We start from the raw sequence: 23,856 nt of genomic DNA, 5'->3' as shown, positions 1-23,856 counted from the left end.
TGGCAGCCCGTCCTGACGGCCAGCGAAGCCTGCGCCCTCAGTTCAAGGAGATACACATGAAACGTTCTGTACTGTTAGGTCTGTTCGTTACTGTCTCGCTGATGGCGTCCCCTTCGTTTGCCGCTGAAGACCTCTGTGCGGTCAACTTGAAAACCATCGAAAATGCCAAGACACAGATTCCTCCGGAAATGACTGAACAGGTAATGGACAGCGTCGAGAAAGCCAAAGCCGATCATGCAAAAGGCACCAAGGAAGGGACTAATGATTGCGTCGCCGAGACCACCAAAACTATTCAGGCCATTCAGAAAACAAGTGACGGCGGCAAACAATAGCCCCACACAATGCCAGCCTTCGGGTTGGCCTTCTGGCTCCCCCGGCGCCACCTGATACGAGGCAAAACAAAACCCGCCAATTCGCGGGTTTTGTTGCATCTGGGGTGGGGTCATTTTCATAGACTCTTCTGCAGCAAACGAATTCTTGCGCAATATCGCAGTCTTTTAAGTAGGCCCATTCACTCGTGGCTTATTTTCCGACCTCGGCCGAGCGCCCGCTCATACGGCAGCACCGAAACCATCAGTTCAAGGAGATATCCATGAAACGTACCGCACTCGCTGGTCTGTTCATCTCTGCTGCCATGTTGGCCTCCCCCGTATTTTCTGCGGACAACAACCTTTGTACGAGCAAGCTGCAAGAGCTCAAAAGCAAAGTGAATTCACTGCCGGCGAGCGCCAGCAACACCGCAATGGAGATCAAAAGACTGATGTCCAGCGCCGAAGCGTCCCAAGCTTCCGGGGACGACAAAAAATGCGTCACCGAGGCCACCCAGGCATCGGCACTTGCTGACAAACAACGCAACGAACCCAACCCATAATCTGTGGTGGCCAACCTTCGGTTGGCCTTCTGAGCCGCGTTGGCGTACACTGCGCAGGCTTGTTGCTCACTTTGATTCACAGAGCAACAGGCTCGGGGCCGTTTAGGATTCGACGCCGGTTGCGAAACTTTAGGTGCATGCCGAGTTGGTAACAGAACTCGTAAATCCACTGTTGCAACTACTTATAGTTGCCAATGACGAAAACTACGGCCAGGAATTCGCTATCGCTGCGTAAGCAGCCTTAGACCCTGAGCTTCTGGTACCTTCGGGTCCAGCAATCACTAGAGGATGTCTGTAAACTCGAAGTGATTGTCATATAGAACAGAATCGCCGTGCAGTACGTTGTGGACGAAGCGGCTAAAACTTACACAACTCGCCCAAAGCACCCTGCCCGTCGGGTCGCTGAGGGTTAACTTAATAGACACGGCTACGCATGTAGTACCGACAGCGGAGTACTGGCGGACGGGGGTTCAAATCCCCCCGGCTCCACCAATCAAACATCTAAAGACGTCCACGGACGTCTTTTTTTGTGCCTGAAATCCAGTAAACAGGCGGATTCGGCGCCGTCGCGGACTTCGCTTTGTCGGCCCAGGAACAGAAAGACCACGGCGGCAGTGAACAGCGTGAACATCGCCAGCAGTTGCAACAAGGTGTTGAACCCCGCGGTATAGGCCAAGCGCAGTATCGTCAGCGGAATTTGGCTGGCGTCGGTGCTCGCGTGCTGGATATCTCCCATCACCAGACGTTGCGCGATAGTTGAATAGTCAACGGCTGACAGTTTGACCGGAGCACTGATGCTCAGATGATGTGCGACCAGGGCCGTCAGCACCGCAACAGTGATTGCCAGGGCGACACCTTCGCTGGCCACCCGCGTCGTGTTGAAAATGCCAGCGGCCATCCCCGCCCGCTCCTTGGGAATCACGCTGATCGACAAACCATCCATCAAGCCCCAAGGCAGGCCCGTACCGATACCGGTCACCAGCATGGCCGCGATGATCTGTGCGTGCGCGCCGACCGGGATCACACTCAGCCAGTAGAGCCCGGCCGCTGCGATCAAGAAGCCGATTGCGCAGAGTACGCCCGCCGAAATCCAGCGAGTCAGTGACGCGGCCATGATCGGGACAATCAGCATCGGGGCGGAGAGTGCCAACATCACCAACCCCGCTTCAAAGGCGCTGGCACCTTCCACGCCGATAAACCGAAACGGCAGCAATACGATCAAGACGATGTAGCAATAGCAGGTGCCGATCGGCAGGATCTGTACACCGACAAAGCGCGGAAACAGAAACAGCCCCAGTTCCAGCATCGGATGTTTCGCTCGATTTTCAACAATGATAAACAGCAGCAAAAAGCCCGCCGACGCGCCAAGCAGCGCAGGGATGACGGGCGCCCCCCAGCCTTGCTCAGGTGCCAGGATCACCGCCGTGGTGAACGTGATCAGCAGGCCGGAAAACGTCAACACGCCTGGCGCATCCAGACGCTGTGCTTGCGGGTTGCGGCTTTCGCGCATTTTCGGCAGGGCAAATATCAAGGAAAGGATGGCGATCAGGGCGGTGCAAATAAAAATCGAGCGCCAGCCCATGTACTCGACCAGCAACCCGGACAACAACGGACCGAAGGCCAGGCCAACTCCGAAGGTGGTGCCCAGAAGGCTGAAAGCACGCGTTCTGGCATGCCCATCAAACTCCTGCGCCAGTGCCGCCGAACCGCTGGCCAGGGCCGCCGCCGCGGCAATGCCCTGCACCCCACGCAACAAGTCCAGCCAGACAATATCGGGGACCACCGCCAACAGGGTCGACACCACCGCAAACAACGCCATGCCGCACATGAACAGGCGCTTGCGTCCGTAGATATCAGCGAGGGTGCCGGCGGCCATCAGCAGGCTGCCGAAACTGAGCATGAAGGCATTAGTGATCCAGGCCAGTTCCGTGGGCTGGGCATCAAAGGATTGACCAATGAACGGCGTCGCCACCGCCCCGCCGGTAAAACTCATGGGTAATACCAAGGCTGCCAGGCAAATGGCAGCCAAGATGGAGTACTGGCCATGGGCCGGCAGCGGATCGGTAGCTGAGTTCATCAAGGCATTCCCTGCAGGTTTAAGAAGTATCCGTGCTGTCCAGGCCTGGGTGCGCGATCGTTCGTACTCTAGTAAGGATACAATCGAAGATAAACGGGCTTTTATTCCACTTATAGCGAACTAAAAGGATGTAATCGACGTATGGACAGTCTTAGCGGGGTGATCTCATTCGTGAAAACGGCCGAGGCGCTCAGCTTCATCAGCGCCGCCAGGGCGTTGGGAATCTCTGCCTCGGCCGTGGGCAAAAACGTCGCCAAACTCGAGGCTTCGCTGAATGTGCGGTTATTGCACCGCAGCACCCGCAGAGTCAGCCTGACGGCGGAAGGCCAGTTGTTCTACGAACGTTGCCGAAGGATCCTCGACGACCTTGAAGATGCCCGGGCCATGCTTTCCCATGCCACACAGGAACCCCGTGGAAAGTTACGCGTCAGCTTGCCCACCATCGGTTATCGCTTTCTCTTGCCCCATATGGCGCGGTTCCGTAAAGCCTATCCGGAGATTGAGCTCGAACTGGACTTCAACGACCAGTTGGTGGATGTGATTGATGAAGGTTTTGACGTGTGATTCGCAGCGGTGGGCAGGCCGACTCCAAGCTGATGGCGCGCAAGCTGGGGCCTTTCAAGTTTGTCCTGTGCGCTTCGCCTGACTATCTGCAGCGCAAGGGGCGACCCGTCACCATCAATGACCTTGAGCACCACGAGTGCTTGCGTTACCGATTCGTCACGACGGGTAAAATAATGGACTGGAGTATGTCGTCGGCCTCCCCGACCACGCCGTTGCGCCTGCCGACCGCCCTGACGCTGAACAATATGGAAGCCATGCTGATGGCCGTAGTGGAGGGGCACGGTATCGCATTTGTCCCGGACTTCCTGGCCCGCGAAGCTATCGCCCAAGGGCGCCTGGAAACGGTGCTCGACGGGCACAGCGGTGATCAAGGGCAGTTCTGGGCGTTGTGGCTGTCCAGTCGCCATCTTTCACCGAAAATCCGCGTATTCGTGGACTTTGCCGCCGAACATCTGTTTACCGCCCCTTCCGCCGACAGCCCAACTGCAACTCGCTCGTGAAGCAAAGAACCGTTAACGCGATGACGACATGAACGTGTCGTACTCCAGGTTTTCCATGCGCATGAGTTGGCCATCTGAATTGCGATGCTCCTGGAAAATTGAGCTCCCTCATGAGTGACCCGCATCGCTCTGTCAGCAGCATAGCCAATGGAGCATTCAGGAGGTGTTGCCTGTTTTCAAACCGAGTTTGCACGGTCGATTACCGATTAGTCAGTCGCCGAAAATCATATTTACGAGAACTAACTAATTGATTTAAAAGATATATACACAAACTTCGGATGGGCGTGGGTTTATTCACTGCTCAGATGGTCCGCTTATTGCTCCGTCCTTTGTCGTTGGCGTGACAATGTCGTCAACTAAGTGAGCCTGCCATTTGGCGAAAAAATGTGCAGCGTTTTACGCTTATGTAGATAATCGTGCGCCGTCCGGGTCAAGCTATTACTCCACTCGGAGCAGGCACAGATTGGGCGGTTAAAAAACAGCGCAAGTCAAAAAAATGGCGATTAAAAAAATAATTCTGATCGCAATAAAATATTACACTTGTGCAATTCAAAATATTGACGATATTATTTTAGTGGCTCACCTCGACTGACCGTTGCGAGCTTTGTGTTTCCTACTCCAGCGCCTCGAGCAGTCTTATGAATCGTACAGACGATATATCGAACCTTTTCAACAGGTTCGGGGCAAGTGCGGACAGCTATCTTGAGTTTGATAGCCATTTTGACTACAAAGAAAAGCCGTTGGCGCTGGTGCCGACTACGCCGGTGTCGGTAGTGGTCGACTCCCCGGCGGCCGCTATTCAGTTGACCGGAACCGCCCCCGTCGAACGCACGATCAATGACGAGGCCGAACTGCCGCCCGTCAAAACCCCGCAAATCTCCTCGCCGCTTCGTCATTTACTGGCCGAGGTCGCGCACGCACGCCAGGCCGAAGCGCAGGCGCGCAACGAAGAGGCGCTGCGTCAGGTGCTGCCCAATGGTGTTCCGACCAAAACCAAAGCGCGTGTAATCGCACTGGTATCGGCTAAGGGCGGCGTCGGTAAAAGCACCCTGGCATCGGCCCTGACCACGGTGTTGCGATTTGAGCAAGGTCAGACGCTGGCCATCGACCTCGATCCGCAAAACGTCTTGCAGCATCATCTTGGCGTCGAGCCGGATGTGGCGGGTATGGGCAACGCCAGCCTTCAGGGCAAAAACTGGCAATCACTGCTGTTGGCCGGGCCTGCTGGCTCGTCGCTGCTGCCTTATGGTGCCGTCACTGAAGATGAGCGTCGGGCGCTGGAGCGCTATCTGGAGAACGATCGTTACTGGCTGGCGCGACAACTGGCGAACATGGATCTGGGCGAGAACGATGTGGTGATTCTCGACACCCCGCCCGGTCGCACAGTCTATCTGGACCAGGTCTTGACGGTGGCTGATCAGGTGCTTGTGGTGATTACCGCCGACGCCGCGTGCTTCTTGACGCTGGATACGATGGAGCGCTTGTTGGGCGAACGCAAGGCCCGAGGGCAGGCACCGCAGTGCAACTTCGTGCTCAACCAGTTCGACGCTTCCCGTGGGTTTTGCCGGGACATGCAGGAAGTGCTCAAGCGCCGTCTCGGTAACGATCTGCTGGGTGCAGTGGCGCTGGATCACACCGTTGGTGAGGCGCTGGCATACGGTCGAAACCCGTTACTGGAGCCGGGCTCGTCCCAGGGTTGCCGAGACATGCGGGTATTGAGTGACGCGCTGAAGGCGAAGTTGAAATCGATGGATATCGCGGAGTCGTACGCCTTGTGATTACCGCCTCTGCTCCCGATACCGAAACCCTGACCCGTTCACAGCGTTGGGCCCAGACGTTGTCCTGTCGCGTGGAGAGCCTGCCCAAGGCATTGCGTCGTGCCTTGATCTTCGGCGTCACGCTGATGTGCACGTTGCTGGCTGTTTTTATCATCACGGTGCCGTTCGATCTGTATTCGCAGTGCATCTTTGCGGCGGGTTGCTTCACCACCGCGTTGGTGCTGCGCAAGATTCCGGGGCGCCTGACGGTGATGGTGCTGATCGGTTTGTCACTGACCGCGTCCCTGCGCTACCTGTACTGGCGGCTGACGTCCACCCTCGGTTTCGAAGGCTGGCTGGACATGATGTTTGGCTACGGCCTGGTCATGGCCGAGCTGTACGCGATGATCGTTCTGGTGTTCGGTTACATCCAGACCGCCTGGCCGCTGCGCCGCAAACCGATATTGATGAGTGGCCCGCCCAGTGAATGGCCGACGGTCGATGTGTTCATCCCGTCGTACAACGAAACGCTGGATATCGTCAAAGTCACAATCTTCGCCGCTCAGGCCATCGACTGGCCTCGCGACAAACTGCGCGTGCATGTCCTCGATGACGGGCGCCGCGATGACTTCCGCGAGTTCTGTGAGCAGATCGGCGTGAACTACATCGTGCGCGACAACAACCGCCACGCCAAGGCAGGCAACCTCAACGAAGCGCTGAAGGTCACCAGTGGCGAGTTCGTGGCGATTTTCGACGCCGACCACGTGCCGACGCGCTCGTTCCTGCAGGTGAGTATCGGCTGGTTCCTCAAAGACCCGAAGCTGGCGATGCTGCAAACGCCGCACTTCTTTTTCTCGCCTGACCCGTTCGAAAAAAACCTCGATACCTTCCGTTCCGTGCCGAACGAAGGCGAGCTTTTCTACGGTCTCGTACAGGACGGCAACGACCTGTGGAACGCGACGTTCTTCTGCGGTTCCTGTGCCGTCATCCGCCGTGAACCGTTGCTGGAAGTCGGTGGCGTGGCCGTCGAGACTGTGACTGAAGACGCCCACACCGCGCTCAAACTCAACCGTGCCGGCTACAACACCGCGTACCTGGCCATTCCTCAGGCGGCCGGCCTGGCGACTGAAAGCCTGTCGCGCCACATCAGTCAGCGGATTCGCTGGGCACGGGGCATGGCGCAGATTTTCCGCACCGATAACCCGCTGTTCGGCAAAGGCCTCAGCCTGGGCCAGCGCCTGTGCTACGTGAACGCGATGCTGCACTTTTTCTATGGCTTGCCGCGTCTGGCGTTCCTCACCGCGCCGCTTGCCTTTCTGATTTTCGACGCGCGGATCTACCACGCCTCGGCCTTGATGATTACCGCTTACGTGCTGCCGCACATCCTCCACGCCAGTCTGACCAACTCCAGCATTCAGGGGCGATTCCGCCATTCCTTCTGGAACGAGGTCTACGAGACGGTACTGGCCTGGTACATCATGGGCCCGGTGCTGATGGCGCTGGTCAATCCCAAGTTCGGCGGCTTCAACGTGACCGACAAGGGCGGGATCATCGACAAAAAGTACTTCGAATGGAAGCTCGCGCGCCCGTACATCATCCTGCTGAGTTTGAACGTCGCCGGCATGATCATCGGTGTGGTGAAGCTGATGGAGGGCGCGGACGATGCGGCGACCACGATCCTGATCAACCTGGCATGGACGGTTTACAACATCATCATCACCAGCGCCTCGGTGGCGGTGGCCAGTGAAACCCGACAGATGCGTTCCGAACCACGGGTCGCGGCGGCGCTGCCGATGCGCCTGACCCGTGCCGACGGCAGCGTCATCGAAGGCGTGACCCTGGACTTCTCGCAAAAAGGCCTGGGCTTCCGTTTGCCGGAAGGGGTGATGGTTCCCCAGGGCGAGCGGGTGCAGATCTCGCTGTTCCGCAATCAACACCTGAGCGTGTTCCCGGCGGTGATTGTGTTCAGTCGCGGTACCGTTTTGGGCGCGCAGTTCGATCAGTTGACGCTGCGCCAGCAAAGCGAACTGGTGCGCTTGACCTTCTCGCGCGCCGACACCTGGGCGTCGACCTGGGGCAGCGGTCAGGTCGATACGCCGCTGGTGGCATTGCGCGACGTCAGCGCCATTGGCCTGCGTGGCATCTACGAACTCTTCAAGGCCACGGTCCTGGAAGCGCAGGCATGGCTGCGCAACCGTCGTCCACCCCCACCCCTCTTAGAAAACGTTCTGGACAAGTGATGAACTCGAAGTCTTTCGCTGTCGGTAACCTGCGCGGCGCTCGCCGTGTTCTGGCTCGTGCGACCTGCACCTTGCTGGCGTTGGGAAGTGGTGCTACGGCGTTCGCCGAAACGGTGCCGGCGACCAGTGCCACGGCAGGTGCCGGAAACTACAGCCTGACGCTCAAACAGTTGGGCCGGAACTATCCGATGACCCTGCACGGCGTCGAGTCCAGCGACAGCGTCAATTTCGATGTGCGCGCCGATGCGATCGTGACCGGCGCGCACCTGACGTTGCAATACACCTATTCCCCAGCGCTGTTGGCCGACCTTTCGCAGATCAACGTGATGGTCAACGATGAGGTGGCTGCCAGCCTGCCGTTGCCCAAGGAAAACGCCGGGGTGACGCAAAAACAGGTGGTGGAAATTCCCGCTCACCTGATCACCGAGTTCAACCGTTTGAGTCTGCAGTTCGTCGGCCACTACACGATGAGTTGCGAAGACCCGCAGCACTCCAGCCTGTGGGCCAGGATCAGCAACAACAGTCAGCTCGACATTCAAGTGTCGCCACTGACCTTGCCGGACGATCTGGCGATCCTGCCGCTGCCGTTTTTCGACCGTCGGGATGCGCGTCAGCTGAGCTTGCCGTTCGTGTTTGCCGCCGCGCCCGACAACAGCACCCTGGAAGCCGCTGGCGCACTGTCGTCGTGGTTCGGCGCGCAGGCCAGCTATCGCGGCGCGGTGTTTTCCTCGCGCTTCAACCAGTTGCCGGCGAGCGGCAATGCCGTGGTGCTGCTTAGCGGTCCTGACGCGCTGCAACTCGGTGGTTTGACGCTGCCGGCGGCGACAGGGCCGACCCTGACGCTAATGAGCAACCCCAATGATGCGAACGGCAAATTGCTGGTGATCACCGGTCGCGACGGGGCCGAGCTCAAGCGTGCCGCGACTGCGTTGGTGTTGGGCAGTCAGGCGTTGTCGGGGAGCCGCGTGGTGATCGACCATCTCGACAACGTGCAGCCACGCAAACCGTACGACGCACCGAACTGGTTGCCCACCGATCGTCCGGTCAAGCTGGGTGAGTTGATTGCGGCCAAGCAATTGAATGTCGCCGGCTACAACCCGGGCGAGATCACCGTGCCGCTGAATTTTCCGCCGGACCTGTTTACTTGGCGCGACGAAGGCGCACCGCTGGACCTCAAATACCGCTACACCCCCCAGGAGAAATCCTCCAACTCGTCGTTCATTGTCAGCTTCAACGACGGGCTGGTTCAGTCTCGCAACCTGCCGTCCCAGGACAAACTCGACAGCGGTGTGCTCAGCGCACTGAAGACCAACGACAGCCTGGCCCGCGAGGTGCGCGTGCGCCTGCCGTTGAACTCGGTCGCCCTGCAATCGCGTCTGCAACTGCGCTACATGTTCGATTACATCAAACAGGGCGAGTGCGGCGACATCATCATCGACAACATGCGCGGCAGCGTGGACCCGGAATCGACCCTCGATCTGCGCGGCTATGACCACTTCATGGCCATGCCGAACCTCGGCGTATTCAAGGATGCAGGTTTCCCGTTCACCCGCCTGGCCGACTTGTCGCAAACCGCCGTGGTGCTGCCGGACAACGCCGGGGCAACCGACCTGGATGCCTACCTCACGGTGCTCGGACGGTTTGGCCAGTCCACCGGTTACCCGGCCACCGGTGTACGAGTAACGCAAGCGGCACACATCGCGACGGCTGCCGACAAGGATCTGCTGGTGTTTGCGTCCGGTGCCAACCAGCCGCTGTTGACCCAATGGGCCGATCGTCTGCCGGCGGCCGGGAATGACGGCCAGCAACGTTTCGAACTGTCCGACTTGCCCATGCGCGTGCGGGATTGGTTCAGCCCCGACCCGGATGCCAACCAGCGCAAGGCGCGGCTGGCCATGGCGTTTTCCGGCGGGCAGCGCAGTACGTACCTGACCGGTTTCGAGTCGCCGCTAAAGAGCGGTCGCAGTGTCGTGGTGATTGCCAGTGACCGGCCGGAAGGCCTCACCGAAGCGACCAAGGCCTTGATCGGTGGCGAGGAGTACACCCAGTCGATCCAGGGCAGCCTGGTGGTGGTTCGCGGCAAATCCATCGAAGCGCTGGTGGCGGACGAGCAGTACTACGTCGGCGATCTCGGACCGTTCAAGTACGTGCAATGGATGTTGTCGCGGCATGTGGGCTGGATGTTTGCGCTGACCGGGCTGGCGATCGTGCTGCTCAGTGGTCTGGCGTACGTGTCGCTGCGTGCCCGCGCCAAACGACGTCTTGACGTGTGATGAGCGTGCCGGCCTTCGCCCATAAACGCCCGTACCGCGCCGCCGTGATCGCGCTGTCGACGCTGCTGCTGGCATGGCTGCTGCCCGCCACCGCTCAGGCGCAACGTTGCGAGGCATCGACCTGGCCGCTGTGGCAGACGTTCGTCGAGCACTTTGTGCAACCCGATGGGCGTGTGCTGGACGCCAGCACGCCGCAACGTCACAGCTCGTCTGAAGGTCAGTCATACGCCATGTTCTTCGCCCTGGTGGCGAATGACCGCGTCACCTTCGACAAGCTGTGGCGCTGGAGTCAGGACAACCTCGCCCAGGGCGATATCAAGAACAATCTGCCGGGTTGGTTCTGGGGCCTGGACGAGCAAGGCAACTGGCGCCTGCTGGACAGCAATTCGGCGTCTGACGCCGATCTCTGGTTCGCCTACGCGCTGCTCGAAGCCGGGAGACTTTGGCAGAGCGACGCCTACACCCAGACAGCGCGCCAGATCCTGCACAACGTCGCCACCCAGGAGGTCGAGGACCTGCCGGGGCTGGGCAAAATGCTGATGCCGGGCAAAGTCGGTTTTATCAAACCCGATCTCGACAAACCCGAGTTGTGGCAACTCAACCCCAGCTACCTGCCGATCCCGGTGCTGCGCCGATTCGCTGATATCGATCGCCACGGACCGTGGGCGGAAATCGCCACGAACACCGCGACCCTGATCAAGGCCGTCAGCTACAAAGGCTTCGTTGCCGATTGGGTCAGCTATCGCCGCACCGGGCCGGGCAAGGGCGAGTTCATCGTCGACCCGGTCAAGGGTGAGTTGGGCAGTTACGATGCGATCCGCACGTACCTGTGGGCGGGCGTGATGCCGGTCAAGGACCCGCTGCGCAAACCGTTGCTCGGTAGCTTGGGTGGCATGCTCGCCGCCACGCTCGCCGACGGTGTGCCGCCGGAGAAAGTCCACGTGCTCAGCGGTCAGCGCAGCGGTGCCGGACCGTTCGGTTTTTCCGCCGCGCTGCTGCCGTATTTCAAAGCGCTGGGCAATGCGTCGCTGCAACAGCAACACGCCTTGCGCGTGCAGCAACTGATGGCCCAGACCCTGACCCCCGAAGCGGTCCAGGCAAAGCAGCCACCCTATTACTTTTTTGTACTGAGCCTGTTTTCGCTGGGCTACATGGACAACCGCTACCACTTCCTCGATCACGGGAAGTTGCAACCGATGTGGGAGAAACAATGCCAGCGCGCCGTCACGCCATAGCCTTCGGGGTATTCGCCGCCCTGATTCACAGCAGCAGCTTTGCCGCGCTCAATGACGCCGGCAAAGCGCTGCTGCAACAGGGGCAATACTGGCAGGCACAAGGTGACCAGGCCCGGGCCACCGAAGCCTGGAAAAAACTGCTGCTGATCGATCCGCAGCAAGCCGATGCGATTTACGGTCTGGGCTTGCTGGAACTCAAGGCCAACCGTCCTGCTGGCGCCAATCGCTACCTGGACCAGCTCAAGCAGTCCCATCCCGGCGAGTCGCAAACGTTGTTGCTGGAACAAGCGATCGCCTTGCAGGGCGGCAACAACCTCGATCAGCTGGAGCAGGCGCGCCTGCTGGCGACGGCGGGCGAGCTGGACAAGGCCATGCCGATCTATCGGCAGATCTTCGCGGGCAAGTCACCTCAAGGGGAGCTTGGCCTGGAGTTCTACAACTACCTGGGTTACACGGCCGGCGGCTGGACTGAGTCGCGCCAGGGGCTGGAGCGTTTGCTGCAACAGAGCCCGGACGACGCCAAGGTCAAACTGGTGTTGGCCAAACTGCTGCTGCGTAACGAGGCCACCCGAACCGACGGTATTCGCCGCTTGGGTCAGCTGTCGACCCTGCCCGAACTGGGCGGTGAGGCCACCGAGAGTTGGCGCGAAGGGCTGGTGTGGCTGGGTTCGCCACGCGCGGCGGCGATCCCGTTGTTCGAGGAGTACCTCAAGGCCAATCCGGATGACGCCGAGATTCGCACGCAAATGAACAGTCGTGGCACGGCCGCCGTGGCTGCTCAGCAGAATCCGAATCTGGCCCGCGGTTTCAAGGCGCTTCAGGACAACCAGCTGAATGTCGCCGAGCAAGCCTTTCTGGCGCGACTCAAAGAACAAGCGCAGGACGCCGACGCGTTGGGCGGCCTGGGGATCGTTCGTCAGCGTCAGGGCCGCTTGAGCGACGCCAATGAATTGCTCAAGCGTGCCGCAGGCCGTGGCGGCAACCCGCGCTGGCAAGCGGCGCTGGAGAGCAATCGCTACTGGGATCTGCTGGGTCAGGCCGACAAGGCCAAATCCGATCACGATCTGGTGCGGGCGCGCAGCTTGTTGCAACAGGCCATCGCCAGTAAACCGCGACAAGTCGAAGGCTATGTCGCGCTGGGCGGCGTGCAAGCGGAGCAGAACCAGTTGGACAACGCCGAGGCGAGCTATCGTCAGGCGCTGACCCTGGACAATGACAACCCTGCGGCCCTGCTCGGGCTGATCACCGTGCTGGCGCAAAACGGTCAGGCCAGCCAAGGGTTACGAATGATCGAAGGGCTGAACCCGGCCCAGCAGCAACGCCTTGGTGATTTGCGGCCATTGCGTGCCGCCGTCGCGGTCGGCCAGGCGAAAAATGCCGAGCGCAGCGGCGACCTCAACGGCGCGATTACCGCGCAACAGGAAGCCGTGCGTAACGACCCGCAGAATGTCTGGACGCGCTATGACCTGGCGCGCCTGTACGTGCAAGCGAAGGCCCCGGACAAAGCCCGGCAGACCATGGCGCAGCTGTTGAAAGCCGATCCGCAGCGCGTTGATGCGTTGTACGTCAGCGCGTTGCTGTCGAGCCAGTTGGGTGAATGGTCGACCGCGCAAAGCACACTGGAGCGTATCCCGGTGAGCCAGCGCAGTACGGCGATGCAACAACTGGCCAGCGAGGTTCAAGTGCAATCCCTGGCCAGTCAGGCTTCAACCCTGGCCAAACAGGGTGACCGCAACCAAGCCATCACCTTGCTGCGCCGTGCCGAACTGGTCGCCAACGGCAAACCCGAATCGCTGGGCATGCTGGCTTCGGCTTACGTCGATGCCGGTGATACCGAACACGCGTTGTCGATGCTGCGCAACGCCATGGCGCAAAGCAGCACACCGTCAGCGTCGCTGCGCCTGGCGTACGCCGGCGTGCTGCTGAAAGCCGGTGACGACGTGCAGGTCAATCAGCTCCTGCACGAGTTGCAGAGCCAGCCATTGGCGGCGGCGGATCAGCGCAATTATGACCAACTGTTGTACCTCTACACCGTGCGTCAGGCCGATCTGTTGCGGGAAAAGGGCGACCTCGTGGCGGCCTACGATACGCTCGCGCCCGCCCTGGCTCAGCGCCCGAATGCCCCCTTGGCGGTTGGCGCGCTGGCACGCATGTACCTGGCCAACAACAACGCCAAAAAAGCCATCGAGCTGTATCAACCGCTGCTCGACCAGGCGCCGAATGATCCGCAGTTGCAGATCGGCATGGCCCAGGCCTTGAATCAGTCCGGTGATTATCGCGGCGCCGAAAAAGCCATGGACAAGGCGCTGGAGCTGGCGCCGAACGATGCGCCGATACTGGCCACCGCCGCCAGTCTGTATCGCGCCCAAGGCAAGAACGCCAAGGCGGCGCAACTGTATGCGCGCGCCCTGGCACTGCAAGCGCCGAGCAAGGAAGACGTTAATCCGTTTGCCGGGACCGTGGCCGCCAACCCGTTTGTGGGCAAGGCCGGCCAACGCAGTCAATCGCGGCTGGCCGAGGCCACGCTGTCGCAAATTCCGGCACCCGCGCAGGTGCAAGTTGCGCAGGCTGCGGATGAGGCCGAGCCGGCCATATCGAATACCCTGGCAATGAATGGCAGCGCTGGCGCTTATGCTGCGCAACCCGCGCGCGCGGGCTTCGATGACACTCGCCGTTCAGCCCAGGCCAAGCCGACAGACCCGCAGGCAGAAGCCCGTCAGGCGATGCAAAGTGCGCTGGACCAGATTGATCAGGAGCGCAGCCCGCGTGTCACCCAAGGCGTGACCATCCGCAGCAATGACAGCGAGGCGGGCCTGAGCAAAATCACCGACGTCGAAACGCCGCTGGAAATCAGTGTGCCGCTGGGCGATGACCGTCTGGCGCTGCGCGTTACGCCGGTGTCGCTGAACGCCGGTGGCATCAGTGATCCTGCCAAGTCGCGCTTCGGTGGTTTCAATGAGCAGCAGATGGCCGCGTTGCAAGCCCAATTGGCGAGCAACACGGACCCGGCCCAGATCGATTTTCTGCGTAACCAGATCAGCGGCCCGGTCGGGCGCCAAAAGGACACGGGTGTCGGCCTGGCCGTGGCTTACGAGAACCCGTCGCTGGGGCTGAAAACCGATGTGGGCGCCAGCCCGATGGGTTTCCTCTACAGCACCGTGGTCGGCGGTATCAGCATTGATCGCTCGTTCACCGAAGGCAGCGATTTCCGCTACGGCCTGAGCCTGTCGCGGCGCCCGGTGACCGACAGCCTGGTGTCTTTCGCCGGTGCGCGAGACGCTCGCAGTGGCTTGGAATGGGGTGGCGTCACCGCCAACGGCGGGCGTTTGCAGCTGAGTTATGACAATGGCGATTACGGCGTCTATGGCTACGGCGGCCTTCACAAACTGGTGGGCAACCATGTCGAATCCAACAGCCGTGCCGAGGCCGGCACCGGGGTCTACTGGTACTTGCTCAATGACGACAGCCGTCAGCTGACCGCCGGCCTGAGCCTCACCGGCATCAGCTACGACAAGAACCAGGGCAACTTCACCTATGGCAACGGCGGTTACTTCAGCCCGCAAAACTTCTTTTCCATCGGCGTGCCGATCGGCTGGTCGCAACGCACCGATCGCTTGAGTTATTCGATCAAGGGCTCGGTCGGCGTGCAGCACATCGAGCAGGATGCTACGCCGTACTTCCCGAACGACAACGACATGCAGAGCGTGCTGAATCAGGTTTCGCAGCAGTACGCCACGGCCGGGATCATCGTGCCAACTCAGTATTCTGGGCAGAACAAGACAGGCATCGGCTACAACCTGAACGCGGCCGCCGAGTACCGCTTCGGCGACAACGTCTTCCTGGGCGGCAGCTTCGGCCTGGACAACGCCCAGGACTACAAGCAGTTCACCGGCGGTTTGTACCTGCGGTACATGTTTGAAGACTTCACCGGTCGCATGGCGATGCCGGTCAGCCCTTACCGTTCCCCTTATTCGAATTAAGCAGCAGGAGTTTGCACCGTGGCAGTATCGATTCTGGCAGGCATGACCATTTTGATGATTGGCGACAGCCACCTGGCGACGCCTGACTACCTGATTTCCTCCCTGCATGAAAGCCTGGTTGCCCAAGGCGCGACCGTGCATACCTTGGGTATTTGCGGCGCCAACGCCGGTGACTGGCTCAAAGCCACGCCGGGCACCTGCGGTGGCGCCGAGCGCCGTGGCACGGAAAAAACCGTGGTGCTGGGCGGCAAAGCCGCGACGTTGCCGATCAGCCAGTTGCTGGCCACCGACAAACCGGACCTGGTGTTGATTGTCATGGGCGACACCATGGCCAGCTACACCAAACCGGCGTTCCCGAAAGCCTGGCTGTGGCAGCAGACCACCGCGCTGACCAAGGAAATTTCGGCTAACGGCACCCGTTGCGCGTGGGTCGGCCCGAACTGGGGCACTGAAGGCGGCAAGTACGGCAAGACCTTTGCCCGGGTCGAGATGACCTCCAAGTTCCTCGCCGCCAACGTGGCGCCGTGCAGCTACATCGACTCGTTGCAGTTTTCCAAGCCAGGCCAATGGGCCACGGTTGATGGTCAGCATTTGACCGCGCCGGGCTACAAGACCTGGAGCGCCGACATCAGCAAGGCCCTGCTCGAAACCCCGGCCGTCAAGGAAGCCAAGAAATGATCAAACTGTTCGCGGCGCTCGCAGCCCTCTCGGTGTTGTCGATCAGTACGCTGGCCAGCGCCGAAGTGGCGTTGTACCCCACCGGCCCTGCCGAAGACTCGGCGTTCATCCGCTTCGTCAACGCCGGCACCGCGCCGCTGGACGTGATCGCTCAGGCCGGCCAGCCACCGCTGCGTCTTGACGTGTCAGCACCGGTGTCGCTGTTCTTCCCGGTGCAGGCCAGCAGTCCGATCAAGGGCAGCCTGGTCAGCGGTGCGCAAAAACTGGCCATGGACTTGAAAGTCGAGCCCGGTGAATTCGCGACCGTTGTGGTGTTGCCGGACGGCACGGGCATCAAGCAAATCGCCGTGCGCGAGCAACCGGACGACTTCAACGGCCTGAAAGCGTCGCTGGCGTTCTTCAACGTCGACGCTTCGTGCGCCGACGCAAGTCTGCGTCCTGCCGGGCGTACCGCCGACCTGTTCAAAGCGGTGCCGGTCGACAGCTTGCAACGTCGCTCGATCAACCCGGTGAGCCTGTCGGTGCAACTGGTGTGCGCCAACGCCAACGTCGGTGCGCCGCTGGATCTGGGGGAACTCAAAGCGGGTGAGCGCTACAGCGTCATGCTGGTGCCATCGGCAGCGGGACCGCGCCTGTTAAATGCCACGGACTCGTTGTCCCACTGATCGGATCTCGCCGCCACCATGGTCTTCGCCTCATTAGAGTTCCTGACATTGTTTTTGCCAGCGTTTCTGCTGGTCTACGCATTGGGCCGACCGGCCTGGCGCAATGTCATCCTGTTGCTCGGCAGCTGGCTGTTCTACGGATGGCTGAGTCCGTTGTTCCTGACGCTGCATATCGTGCTGACGATTGTGGCGTGGGTCGGCGGCTTGCTGGTGGACCGTGCGCCGGACGGCTCCCGTGGGCGAGTGCGACTGTTGGCCGTGTTGATCGTGTTCAACACGGCCGTGCTGTGCTGGTACAAATACGCCAACATCCTGGCCGGGACGTGGAGTGAGCTGATCACTTACTACGGGGCGATGCCGCTGGAATGGCAACGAGTGGCGCTGCCGGCGGGGCTGTCGTTCATCGTGCTGCAGGCGATTTCCTATCTGGTAGATGTGCATCGGCATACCGTGCCGGTGGAGCGCAGCTTCATCAATTTCGCCACGTACATTTCGATGTTCGGCCACTCCATTGCCGGCCCGATCATTCGTTATGACTGGGTGCGCCGGGAGCTGACGCAGCGGTATTTCAGTTGGCAGAATTTTTCCCTGGGTGCGCGTCGGTTCATGATCGGCATGTGCATGAAAGTGCTGGTGGCCGATACCCTGTCGCCGCTGGTGGACGTCGCGTTCCACCTGGAAAACCCTTCCTTCGTCGACGCCTGGATTGGCTGCCTGGCCTACTCGCTGCAACTGTTTTTCGACTTCGCCGGCTACAGCGCCATGGCCATCGGCCTGGGCCTGATGCTGGGCTTTCACTTCCCGGAAAACTTCAACCGGCCGTACCTGGCCAGCAGCATTCAGGATTTCTGGCGCCGCTGGCATTTGTCGCTGTCCAGTTGGTTGCGCGATTACCTCTACATAGCGTTGGGTGGCAATCGCAATGGGGCCTGGAAGACTTACCGCAATCTGTTCCTGACGATGGCCATTGCCGGTTTGTGGCACGGCGGCGACAGCTGGAATTACCTGTTGTGGGGTTCGGCTCACGGGGTCGCATTGTGCGTTGATCGCCTCTGGTCCCGCTCTAGTCTGCCAAGTATTCCGCCGTTGCTCTCGCACACACTGACGTTGTTGTTTGTATTCCTCGCCTGGACGCTGTTCCGCGCGCCGGATTTCCATTCGGCGATGACGATGTATGCCGGACAGTTCGGTCTGCATGACTTTGCGTTGGGCGATGCGCTGGCGGTGACGTTACGTCCGGTCCATGGCCTGGCAGCGTTGCTGGGCGTGGCGTGCATCCTTGCGCCGTTGCTGCAAAGCCGTTTCGAGCAGTGGTTCGCCCGCCACGCCTTGTTCGTCCCGATGACGGCCCTGTGGCCGGTGGCGGGGTTGCTTTCGTTTGCGTTGATCGCGAGCCGTGAAGCCGTACCCTTTCTGTACTTTCAGTTCTGATGACCGCGCCCATGACTTCTTCGGCTCTCGCACCGACTCAACTCTGTGAACGTACCGCCCGCATCAGCCAATTATCGGGCGTGGTGTTCGTGGCTTTTCTGGCGCTGGGTTTCGCCTCCTGCGTCTGGCTGCTGGCGAGCGGCAAAGTCGAGTTTCTGCCGCAAAACCTTACCCGTCAGGCTGCACTGGAGGGCGATATCACTCACAAGATTGCCAAGCAGCTGTCACAGGCGACAGTACCTTCGCAGGCGGCTGATCTGGAGCGCGGCGCAAGCTGGTTGGTGCTGCACGATACCGGCCCGCGTGTGCGCTCGGGGTGTCCTGGCTGGTTGTTCCTGACCGATGAGATACGCATCAATCGCCACGCCCTCGCAAATGCCGACACCAAGGCCGGCGTGGTGCGCGATATTCAGCAACGCCTGGCCAAACGCGGCATCAAGTTGCTGGTGGCGGTGGTGCCGGACAAGAGCCGCATCGCCCAGGCGCAACTGTGCGACCTGCGTCGCCCGGTGGCTCTGCAGGACCGCGCCGTGGCGTGGGTCGAGGGGCTGAAGAAGGTCGGTGTCGTCGCTGTGGATCTGGCGCCGACCCTGCAACCGTTGGGCGCCGACGCGTATTTGCGCACCGACACCCACTGGAGCGAAACAGGCGCCGCAGCAGCCGCCAAAGCCGTGGCCACGCAGGTGCAAAGCATGGGCATCAGCGCTACGCCGCACAAAGACTTCGAGGCGAAGGTGCAAGATCCCGCACGCCGTCCGGGCGACCTGGTCAGGCTCGCCGGTCTTGAGTGGCTGCCTGTGACGCTGCAACCGTCCCCGGAAACCGTGGCTGCGACCCAGATCAGCGAAAAAGTGACCGAAACGCCAAGCGGCGGCGATAACCTCGATGACCTGCTTGGCGATGACAACCTGCCGAACGTGGCGTTGATCGGTACCTCGTTCTCGCGCAACTCCAACTTCGCCGGGTTCCTGCAACAGGCGTTGGGTGCGCCGATCGGCAATTTCGCCAAGGATGGAGGCGAGTTCTCCGGTGGCGCCAACGGCTACTTCAACAACCCGGCATTCAAGCAGACTCCGCCCAAGCTGATCATCTGGGAAATCCCGGAGCGGGACTTGCAGTCGCCCTATGGCGAAGTGATCGTTTGGGGGCAGTAAGTTTCAGCCACATGAATTTTTCTTCACCCCAATGCGCCTCGCCAACCGGTACATTGCCCTCGCTCATTCAAGAAACTACAGTTTGCCCGCCCTCCCGCGGGCTTTTTTTTTGTTTTCAGGAAAGGCTGGTCGACTGTACTAAAACTACCGGCTCTTTGTGTTTTTGCAGCACCGGCAGGTCCAGGCGCGCTCGCCCGTAAAACGCCAGCGCAGTCAGCAAACACGCCAGCCACACGAAGATCCCGGCCCAGAAAGTGTGGGACATGTAGTGCCAGCCTTGCAGAACCCGCGTCGTGCCGTAGACGAAACCGAGCAGCAGCGAGCCGTACATCAGCGCTTTCGAATAGCGCCAGCGATAACGGCGCGCAACAAAGTACAGCGCAAGCATGGTGAACCCGCCCGACGCATGCCCGCCCGGCCAGCAGCGGCCATCGCCGGCCTCCTTGAACAGCTGGAAATTGCTGTACCACTCCATGTGGGCAATTTTCCCGCCGTAGAGGGTCGTTTCAATCGGGCAATACACGCTGGTGTGCGACTTGAGGAAATGAATCACGCCGGTGCAGATGGCAAACGCGAACACCACAAACAGAAAATCCCGCCGATGGTCGTTGGCAAACCGCAGCACCGCAGCGACTTTGCTCTGCTCCAGAAAACGGCTGAGACGCGGTCGCTTCTGCGGGTTGATGAGCGGCCAGACAAACGACAGCATCGCGCCGATCAGAGCGATTTCAGCGGTCCAGTTCGGAATGATGCGTGCCCACTTGTGAGTGATTTTTTCAAAGAAATGCACCTGATCGAGCGGAAAGGTGCGGGTCACCGGATCAAAAAACAGATTGCTGAATGCGATGTCGATGCTGGTCATGTCGAACAGCAGGAAAACCACGGCTGCGCAGACCAGCGGAATGCCGAAGTTGAAGCAGTAAAAGCGCATGGACTTACTCATTGGGTGGTCACCGTGCGCCAGTCGGAAGCTTCGATGAAACCGAGCATTTGCGGCGCCTGTGGTGTTGCGGCGGAGATAAACAAAGACGCCCCATAACCGAGGGTGGCAGTCGGTAACTTGAGGTCTTTTTCAATCTGCGCCATGCATTCGCTGTGAGTCACCAGGATCAGATTGCGACCTGCTACTTTGTGCGCCAGGGCATCGCGCAGCATCGTGCCCTTGCAGCTGATCAACCAGTCTTCATCGACGCCAACCTTGTTGAACATATAGCTGGCAGTCTGCGCGGTACGGATCATCGGGCTGTTGTAGATGTCGGCCTTGTCCAGCCCCAGCTGTTCGAACTGCGCACCGACACTCACCGCGACGCTGCGAGCGCGATCGGTAATGCCATCATTGCCACTCAGGCACGCGGCCCTGGAGTGATCGCAGCGCTCGACATGACGCACCAGCACAATCATGTCGCCCTTGACCCAGCCGGTCAGCAACGCCTGGGCGCCGGCGACATTGCCGTGGGCCAGGTCTGGAACGGCTGCAGGCCGCAACAGCCAGACCGTCAGCGGAATCACCAGCAGCGCCGTGGCCAGCACCACCGCGGTATTTCGATAGCGGGCAAAACGGCTCAGATCAATCGAGCGCGTTATCCCGAACAGACTCAGTCTCAGTTCCACATCAAACCGCCTCACCGGCATGCATCACTTGATTCGATGCTGCGAGGGTAGAGAGCCTGGCGTCGGCGAGTGGTGAAACCGATGTGAAAAAAAGCTTAAGGCGGACGCCGATGTAGGAGCGAGCTTGCTCGCGAAGGACTCAAGCGCGCCGCGTTTATTCAGACAACACGCGTTATCGTTAACCTCCATCGCGAGTAAGCTCGCTCCTACAAAACACCCGCGCTCTGACAAAATCCTTTCAGCTCTCGTGTTTGCTGCCGATACAGCCCTGTTACACACCTTGGCTACCAAAAAAAACAATCTTCCAGCCAACCGACGACTAAAAGCGCAACGTTCCTGGAGGAATTGGATGAATAGCTGGTTCGGCAACATCAGCGTGAACATGAAACTGGGCCTGGGATTTGGCCTGGTCCTGGCACTGACCTGCGTCCTCGCCCTGACCGGCTGGACAAGCCTTGGCAGCTTGATTGACCGCAGCAACTGGATGAGCGACATCACTCAGCTCAATGCCGGCCTGACCAAGCTGCGCGTGGTTCGCCTGCAATACATGCTGACCAACGGCGACGAAACCGCCGCGCAAAATGTGCAGACCACCCTTGAAGCGTTCTCCGCCCAGCAGCAAGCGTTGCTGGTGAAATTCAAGAGTCCGGAAAACCTCAAGCTGCTCAAAGAGCAAGGCGCGGTCATCGAGGCCTACAAGGCGTCCCTGAACAAAATGCGCAGTGCTTACCGCACGGGTAACAGCGCCCGCGATGCCATGATTGCGAACGCGGAAACCGCCAATACGCTGATCGACGCTATCAGTACCCAGGTGCAGCAAATGCCATTGAGCGACCAGCGCTTCGAACAATTCCAGGCCATCACAGCCGCCAAGGAAGCGTTTCTGCTGGCCCGCTACGAAGTGCGCGGCTACACCGCGACCACCAACGTCGAGACCGAGCAGAAAGCCGTCGGCCAACTGGACGCCGCCATCGCCAGCCTGAAACAACTGAATGTGCATTTCGCCGACACTCAGCTGGACGCCCTGCGTCAGCTGGAAACGGCGTTGAGCAATTACCGCAGCGCTTTGCAGGCCTATAAAACCGCGAGCAGCGATGGAGTGCAGGCACGCAAGGAAATGACGGATCAGGGCGCCGCCATCGTGACCCTCAGCGAGCAGCTGTATCAAATCCAGCTTGACCGCCGCGACGCCGAAAGCGCAAAAGCCCGCACCCTGCAACTGATCAGCACCTTGCTGGCACTGCTGGTGGGCATCATTGCCGCCGTGATCATTACCCGTCAGATCACCGGCCCGCTGCGTGACACGTTGGCCGTGGTCGAGCGCATCGCCAGCGGCGACCTGGCCCAGGACGTCAAGGTGACCCGCCGTGATGAACTCGGTGTGTTGCAGCAAGGCATCGCGCGCATGGGCGTGACCCTGCGCGACTTGATCAGCGGCATCCGCGACGGCGTCACTCAGATCGCCAGCGCTGCCGAAGAGCTATCGGCGGTGACCGGGCAAACCAGCGCCGGCGTGAACAGCCAGAAGATCGAGACCGATCAAGTGGCCACCGCCATGCACGAAATGACCGCCACCGTTCAGGAAGTCGCGCGCAACGCCGAAGAAGCCTCGCAAGCCGCAGCCGCCGCCGACGGCGAAGCCCGCGAGGGCGACAAAGTGGTCAACGAAGCCATCGCCCAGATCGAACGTCTGGCCAGCGAAGTGGTGCGTTCCACTGAAGCCATGAGCGTGCTGCAACAGGAAAGCGACAAGATCGGCAGCGTCATGGACGTGATCAAGGCCGTCGCCGAACAGACCAACCTGCTGGCGCTCAACGCCGCGATTGAAGCGGCCCGTGCCGGTGAAGCCGGTCGCGGTTTTGCGGTGGTGGCCGACGAGGTCCGTGGCCTGGCCCAGCGCACACAGAAATCCACCGAGGAAATCGAAGGCCTGGTGGCCGCTCTGCAAAACGGCACGCAACAAGTGTCGGCGGTAATGAACAACAGCCGTGTCCTCACCGACAGCAGCGTCGCCCTGACCCGCAAGGCCGGTGTGTCACTGGAAAACATCACGCGCACGGTGTCCAACATCCAGTCGATGAACCAGCAGATCGCCGCCGCTGCCGAACAGCAAAGCGCCGTGGCCGAAGAAATCAGCCGCAGCATCATCAACGTGCGCGACGTCTCCGAACAGACCGCAGCGGCCAGCGACGAGACCGCTAAATCCAGTGTTGAACTGGCGCGGTTGGGTAATCAGTTGCAGGCCATGGTGAGCCACTTCAGGGTTTGACACTCACTTTGCGGTGAATGAAAGGTCCCCTTCGCGAGCAAGCCCGCTCCCACATTTGACCGAGTCGCCCGAACGGACGCGGTTTAATGTGGGAGCGGGCTTGCTCGCGAAAGCTATCTAACAAACAACGGAAAGATTGGGTGTTAACCCATTCTCAAACACTAATTGCATTGGTAAACACCAACCGATTCCCGAACGGGTCTGCAATCGTCATGTCCTGGCTGCCCCACGGCATTGCCTGAATCTGTGGGTGCGAAAACGTGTATTCCTTCGCCAGCAGTTGCTGCTGAAACGCCTCCAGCTCATCCGTCTCGATACGCAGCGCCGAACCCGGTGTGCTGTCGCCGTGATGTTCAGACAAATGCAGCACGCATTCGCCGCGAGAGACCTGCAAGTACAGCGGCAAATCCGGCTCGAAACGATGCTGCCAGTCGATCTTGAAACCCAGGAAGTCGACGTAGAACTCCACGGCCTTGTTTTCGTCGAAAATCCGCAGGATCGGAGTGGTTTTTCCGAAGCTCATGAAGTTGCTCCCAGACTGGAAAGGCCCA

At 60.2% G+C, this 23,856-nt stretch carries 16 protein-coding genes, 1 other RNA gene and 2 pseudogenes; 15 read left to right on the top strand and 4 right to left on the bottom strand.

The features are described 5' to 3' along the window. Nucleotides 1-56 precede the first annotated feature (56 nt). The 3 genes from ACA073_RS03700 to ssrA all read left to right on the top strand — a co-directional run bounded on the left by ACA073_RS03700 (nucleotide 57) and on the right by ssrA (nucleotide 1,363). Complete coding sequence (locus tag ACA073_RS03700; RefSeq protein ID WP_497401723.1) at nucleotides 57-332, top strand: PA2433 domain-containing protein; 276 nt, start codon at nucleotides 57-59, stop codon at nucleotides 330-332. 260 nt (nucleotides 333-592) lie between these two features. Next, complete coding sequence (locus ACA073_RS03695) at nucleotides 593-871, top strand: PA2433 domain-containing protein (RefSeq protein WP_497401721.1); 279 nt, start codon at nucleotides 593-595, stop codon at nucleotides 869-871. Nucleotides 872-965: 94 nt separating this feature from the next. Beyond that, nucleotides 966-1,363: a transfer-messenger RNA gene (gene ssrA, locus ACA073_RS03690) on the top strand. A gap of 1 nt (nucleotide 1,364) precedes the next feature. Here ssrA and ACA073_RS03685 read toward each other — a convergent pair. Further along, nucleotides 1,365-2,948, bottom strand: a complete 1,584-nt coding sequence (locus tag ACA073_RS03685) for an MFS transporter (RefSeq protein ID WP_497401719.1) — start codon at nucleotides 2,946-2,948, stop codon at nucleotides 1,365-1,367. 141 nt (nucleotides 2,949-3,089) lie between these two features. Between ACA073_RS03685 and ACA073_RS03680 the strand changes: the two are divergent. The 10 genes and pseudogenes from ACA073_RS03680 (at nucleotide 3,090) to ACA073_RS03635 (ending at nucleotide 19,425) form a co-directional block, all read left to right on the top strand. Further along, nucleotides 3,090-4,012: pseudogene (locus ACA073_RS03680) on the top strand (LysR family transcriptional regulator). Nucleotides 4,013-4,650: 638 nt separating this feature from the next. Further along, nucleotides 4,651-5,790: a cellulose biosynthesis protein BcsQ gene (gene bcsQ / locus ACA073_RS03675; RefSeq protein WP_497401717.1), complete on the top strand. Its 1,140-nt coding sequence runs from the start codon at nucleotides 4,651-4,653 to the stop codon at nucleotides 5,788-5,790. Next, nucleotides 5,787-8,009: a UDP-forming cellulose synthase catalytic subunit gene (gene bcsA, locus ACA073_RS03670; protein WP_497401715.1), complete on the top strand. Its 2,223-nt coding sequence runs from the start codon at nucleotides 5,787-5,789 to the stop codon at nucleotides 8,007-8,009. The genes bcsQ and bcsA overlap by 4 nt, the downstream gene beginning before the upstream one ends. Further along, nucleotides 8,009-10,282: a cellulose biosynthesis cyclic di-GMP-binding regulatory protein BcsB gene (bcsB, locus tag ACA073_RS03665; RefSeq protein ID WP_497401713.1), complete on the top strand. Its 2,274-nt coding sequence runs from the start codon at nucleotides 8,009-8,011 to the stop codon at nucleotides 10,280-10,282. The genes bcsA and bcsB overlap by 1 nt, the downstream gene beginning before the upstream one ends. Beyond that, nucleotides 10,282-11,517, top strand: a complete 1,236-nt coding sequence (gene bcsZ / locus ACA073_RS03660) for a cellulose synthase complex periplasmic endoglucanase BcsZ (protein WP_497401711.1) — start codon at nucleotides 10,282-10,284, stop codon at nucleotides 11,515-11,517. The genes bcsB and bcsZ overlap by 1 nt, the downstream gene beginning before the upstream one ends. Continuing rightward, nucleotides 11,493-15,497, top strand: coding sequence for a cellulose biosynthesis protein BcsC (locus ACA073_RS03655; protein WP_497401709.1), 4,005 nt, complete (start codon nucleotides 11,493-11,495; stop codon nucleotides 15,495-15,497). Before bcsZ ends, ACA073_RS03655 begins: the two co-directional genes overlap by 25 nt. A 54-nt stretch (nucleotides 15,498-15,551) precedes the next feature. Beyond that, entirely contained in the window at nucleotides 15,552-16,175 is a 624-nt protein-coding gene (locus tag ACA073_RS03650; protein ID WP_497403978.1) for an SGNH/GDSL hydrolase family protein, read from the top strand. Further along, the gene (locus tag ACA073_RS03645; protein WP_497401708.1) at nucleotides 16,172-16,840 is read left to right on the top strand and encodes an alginate O-acetyltransferase AlgF; all 669 of its coding nucleotides are present in this window, start codon (nucleotides 16,172-16,174) and stop codon (nucleotides 16,838-16,840) included. The genes ACA073_RS03650 and ACA073_RS03645 overlap by 4 nt, the downstream gene beginning before the upstream one ends. A gap of 18 nt (nucleotides 16,841-16,858) precedes the next feature. Continuing rightward, entirely contained in the window at nucleotides 16,859-18,271 is a 1,413-nt protein-coding gene (locus ACA073_RS03640) for an MBOAT family O-acyltransferase (protein WP_497401706.1), read from the top strand. 11 nt (nucleotides 18,272-18,282) lie between these two features. After that, entirely contained in the window at nucleotides 18,283-19,425 is a 1,143-nt protein-coding gene (locus tag ACA073_RS03635; RefSeq protein ID WP_497401705.1) for an alginate O-acetyltransferase AlgX-related protein, read from the top strand. A 115-nt stretch (nucleotides 19,426-19,540) separates the two neighbouring features. Here ACA073_RS03635 and ACA073_RS03630 read toward each other — a convergent pair whose 3' ends face one another. After that, nucleotides 19,541-20,356 (bottom strand): phosphatase PAP2 family protein, encoded by an 816-nt coding sequence (locus tag ACA073_RS03630; RefSeq protein ID WP_497401704.1) that lies wholly within the window; start codon nucleotides 20,354-20,356, stop codon nucleotides 19,541-19,543. 8 nt (nucleotides 20,357-20,364) lie between these two features. Continuing rightward, nucleotides 20,365-21,036, bottom strand: a complete 672-nt coding sequence (gene pmrG / locus ACA073_RS03625) for a lipopolysaccharide core heptose(II)-phosphate phosphatase PmrG (RefSeq protein ID WP_497401702.1) — start codon at nucleotides 21,034-21,036, stop codon at nucleotides 20,365-20,367. 349 nt (nucleotides 21,037-21,385) lie between these two features. On the opposite strand from pmrG, the pseudogene ACA073_RS03620 reads away from it, so the two are divergent. Beyond that, nucleotides 21,386-22,399, top strand: a pseudogene (locus ACA073_RS03620) (methyl-accepting chemotaxis protein); the annotation flags it as partial. Nucleotides 22,400-22,441: 42 nt separating this feature from the next. Then, nucleotides 22,442-23,305, top strand: a complete 864-nt coding sequence (locus ACA073_RS03615; RefSeq protein ID WP_497403976.1) for a methyl-accepting chemotaxis protein — start codon at nucleotides 22,442-22,444, stop codon at nucleotides 23,303-23,305. 154 nt (nucleotides 23,306-23,459) lie between these two features. Here the strand turns inward: ACA073_RS03615 and ACA073_RS03610 are convergent, their stop codons facing one another. Beyond that, nucleotides 23,460-23,828, bottom strand: a complete 369-nt coding sequence (locus tag ACA073_RS03610; RefSeq protein WP_497401701.1) for a glyoxalase superfamily protein — start codon at nucleotides 23,826-23,828, stop codon at nucleotides 23,460-23,462. Nucleotides 23,829-23,856: the final 28 nt, after the last annotated feature.

The sequence above is a fragment of the Pseudomonas sp. LBUM1670 genome (genome assembly GCF_059695695.1).
This window is presented reverse-complemented; position numbering and strand designations above follow the sequence as displayed.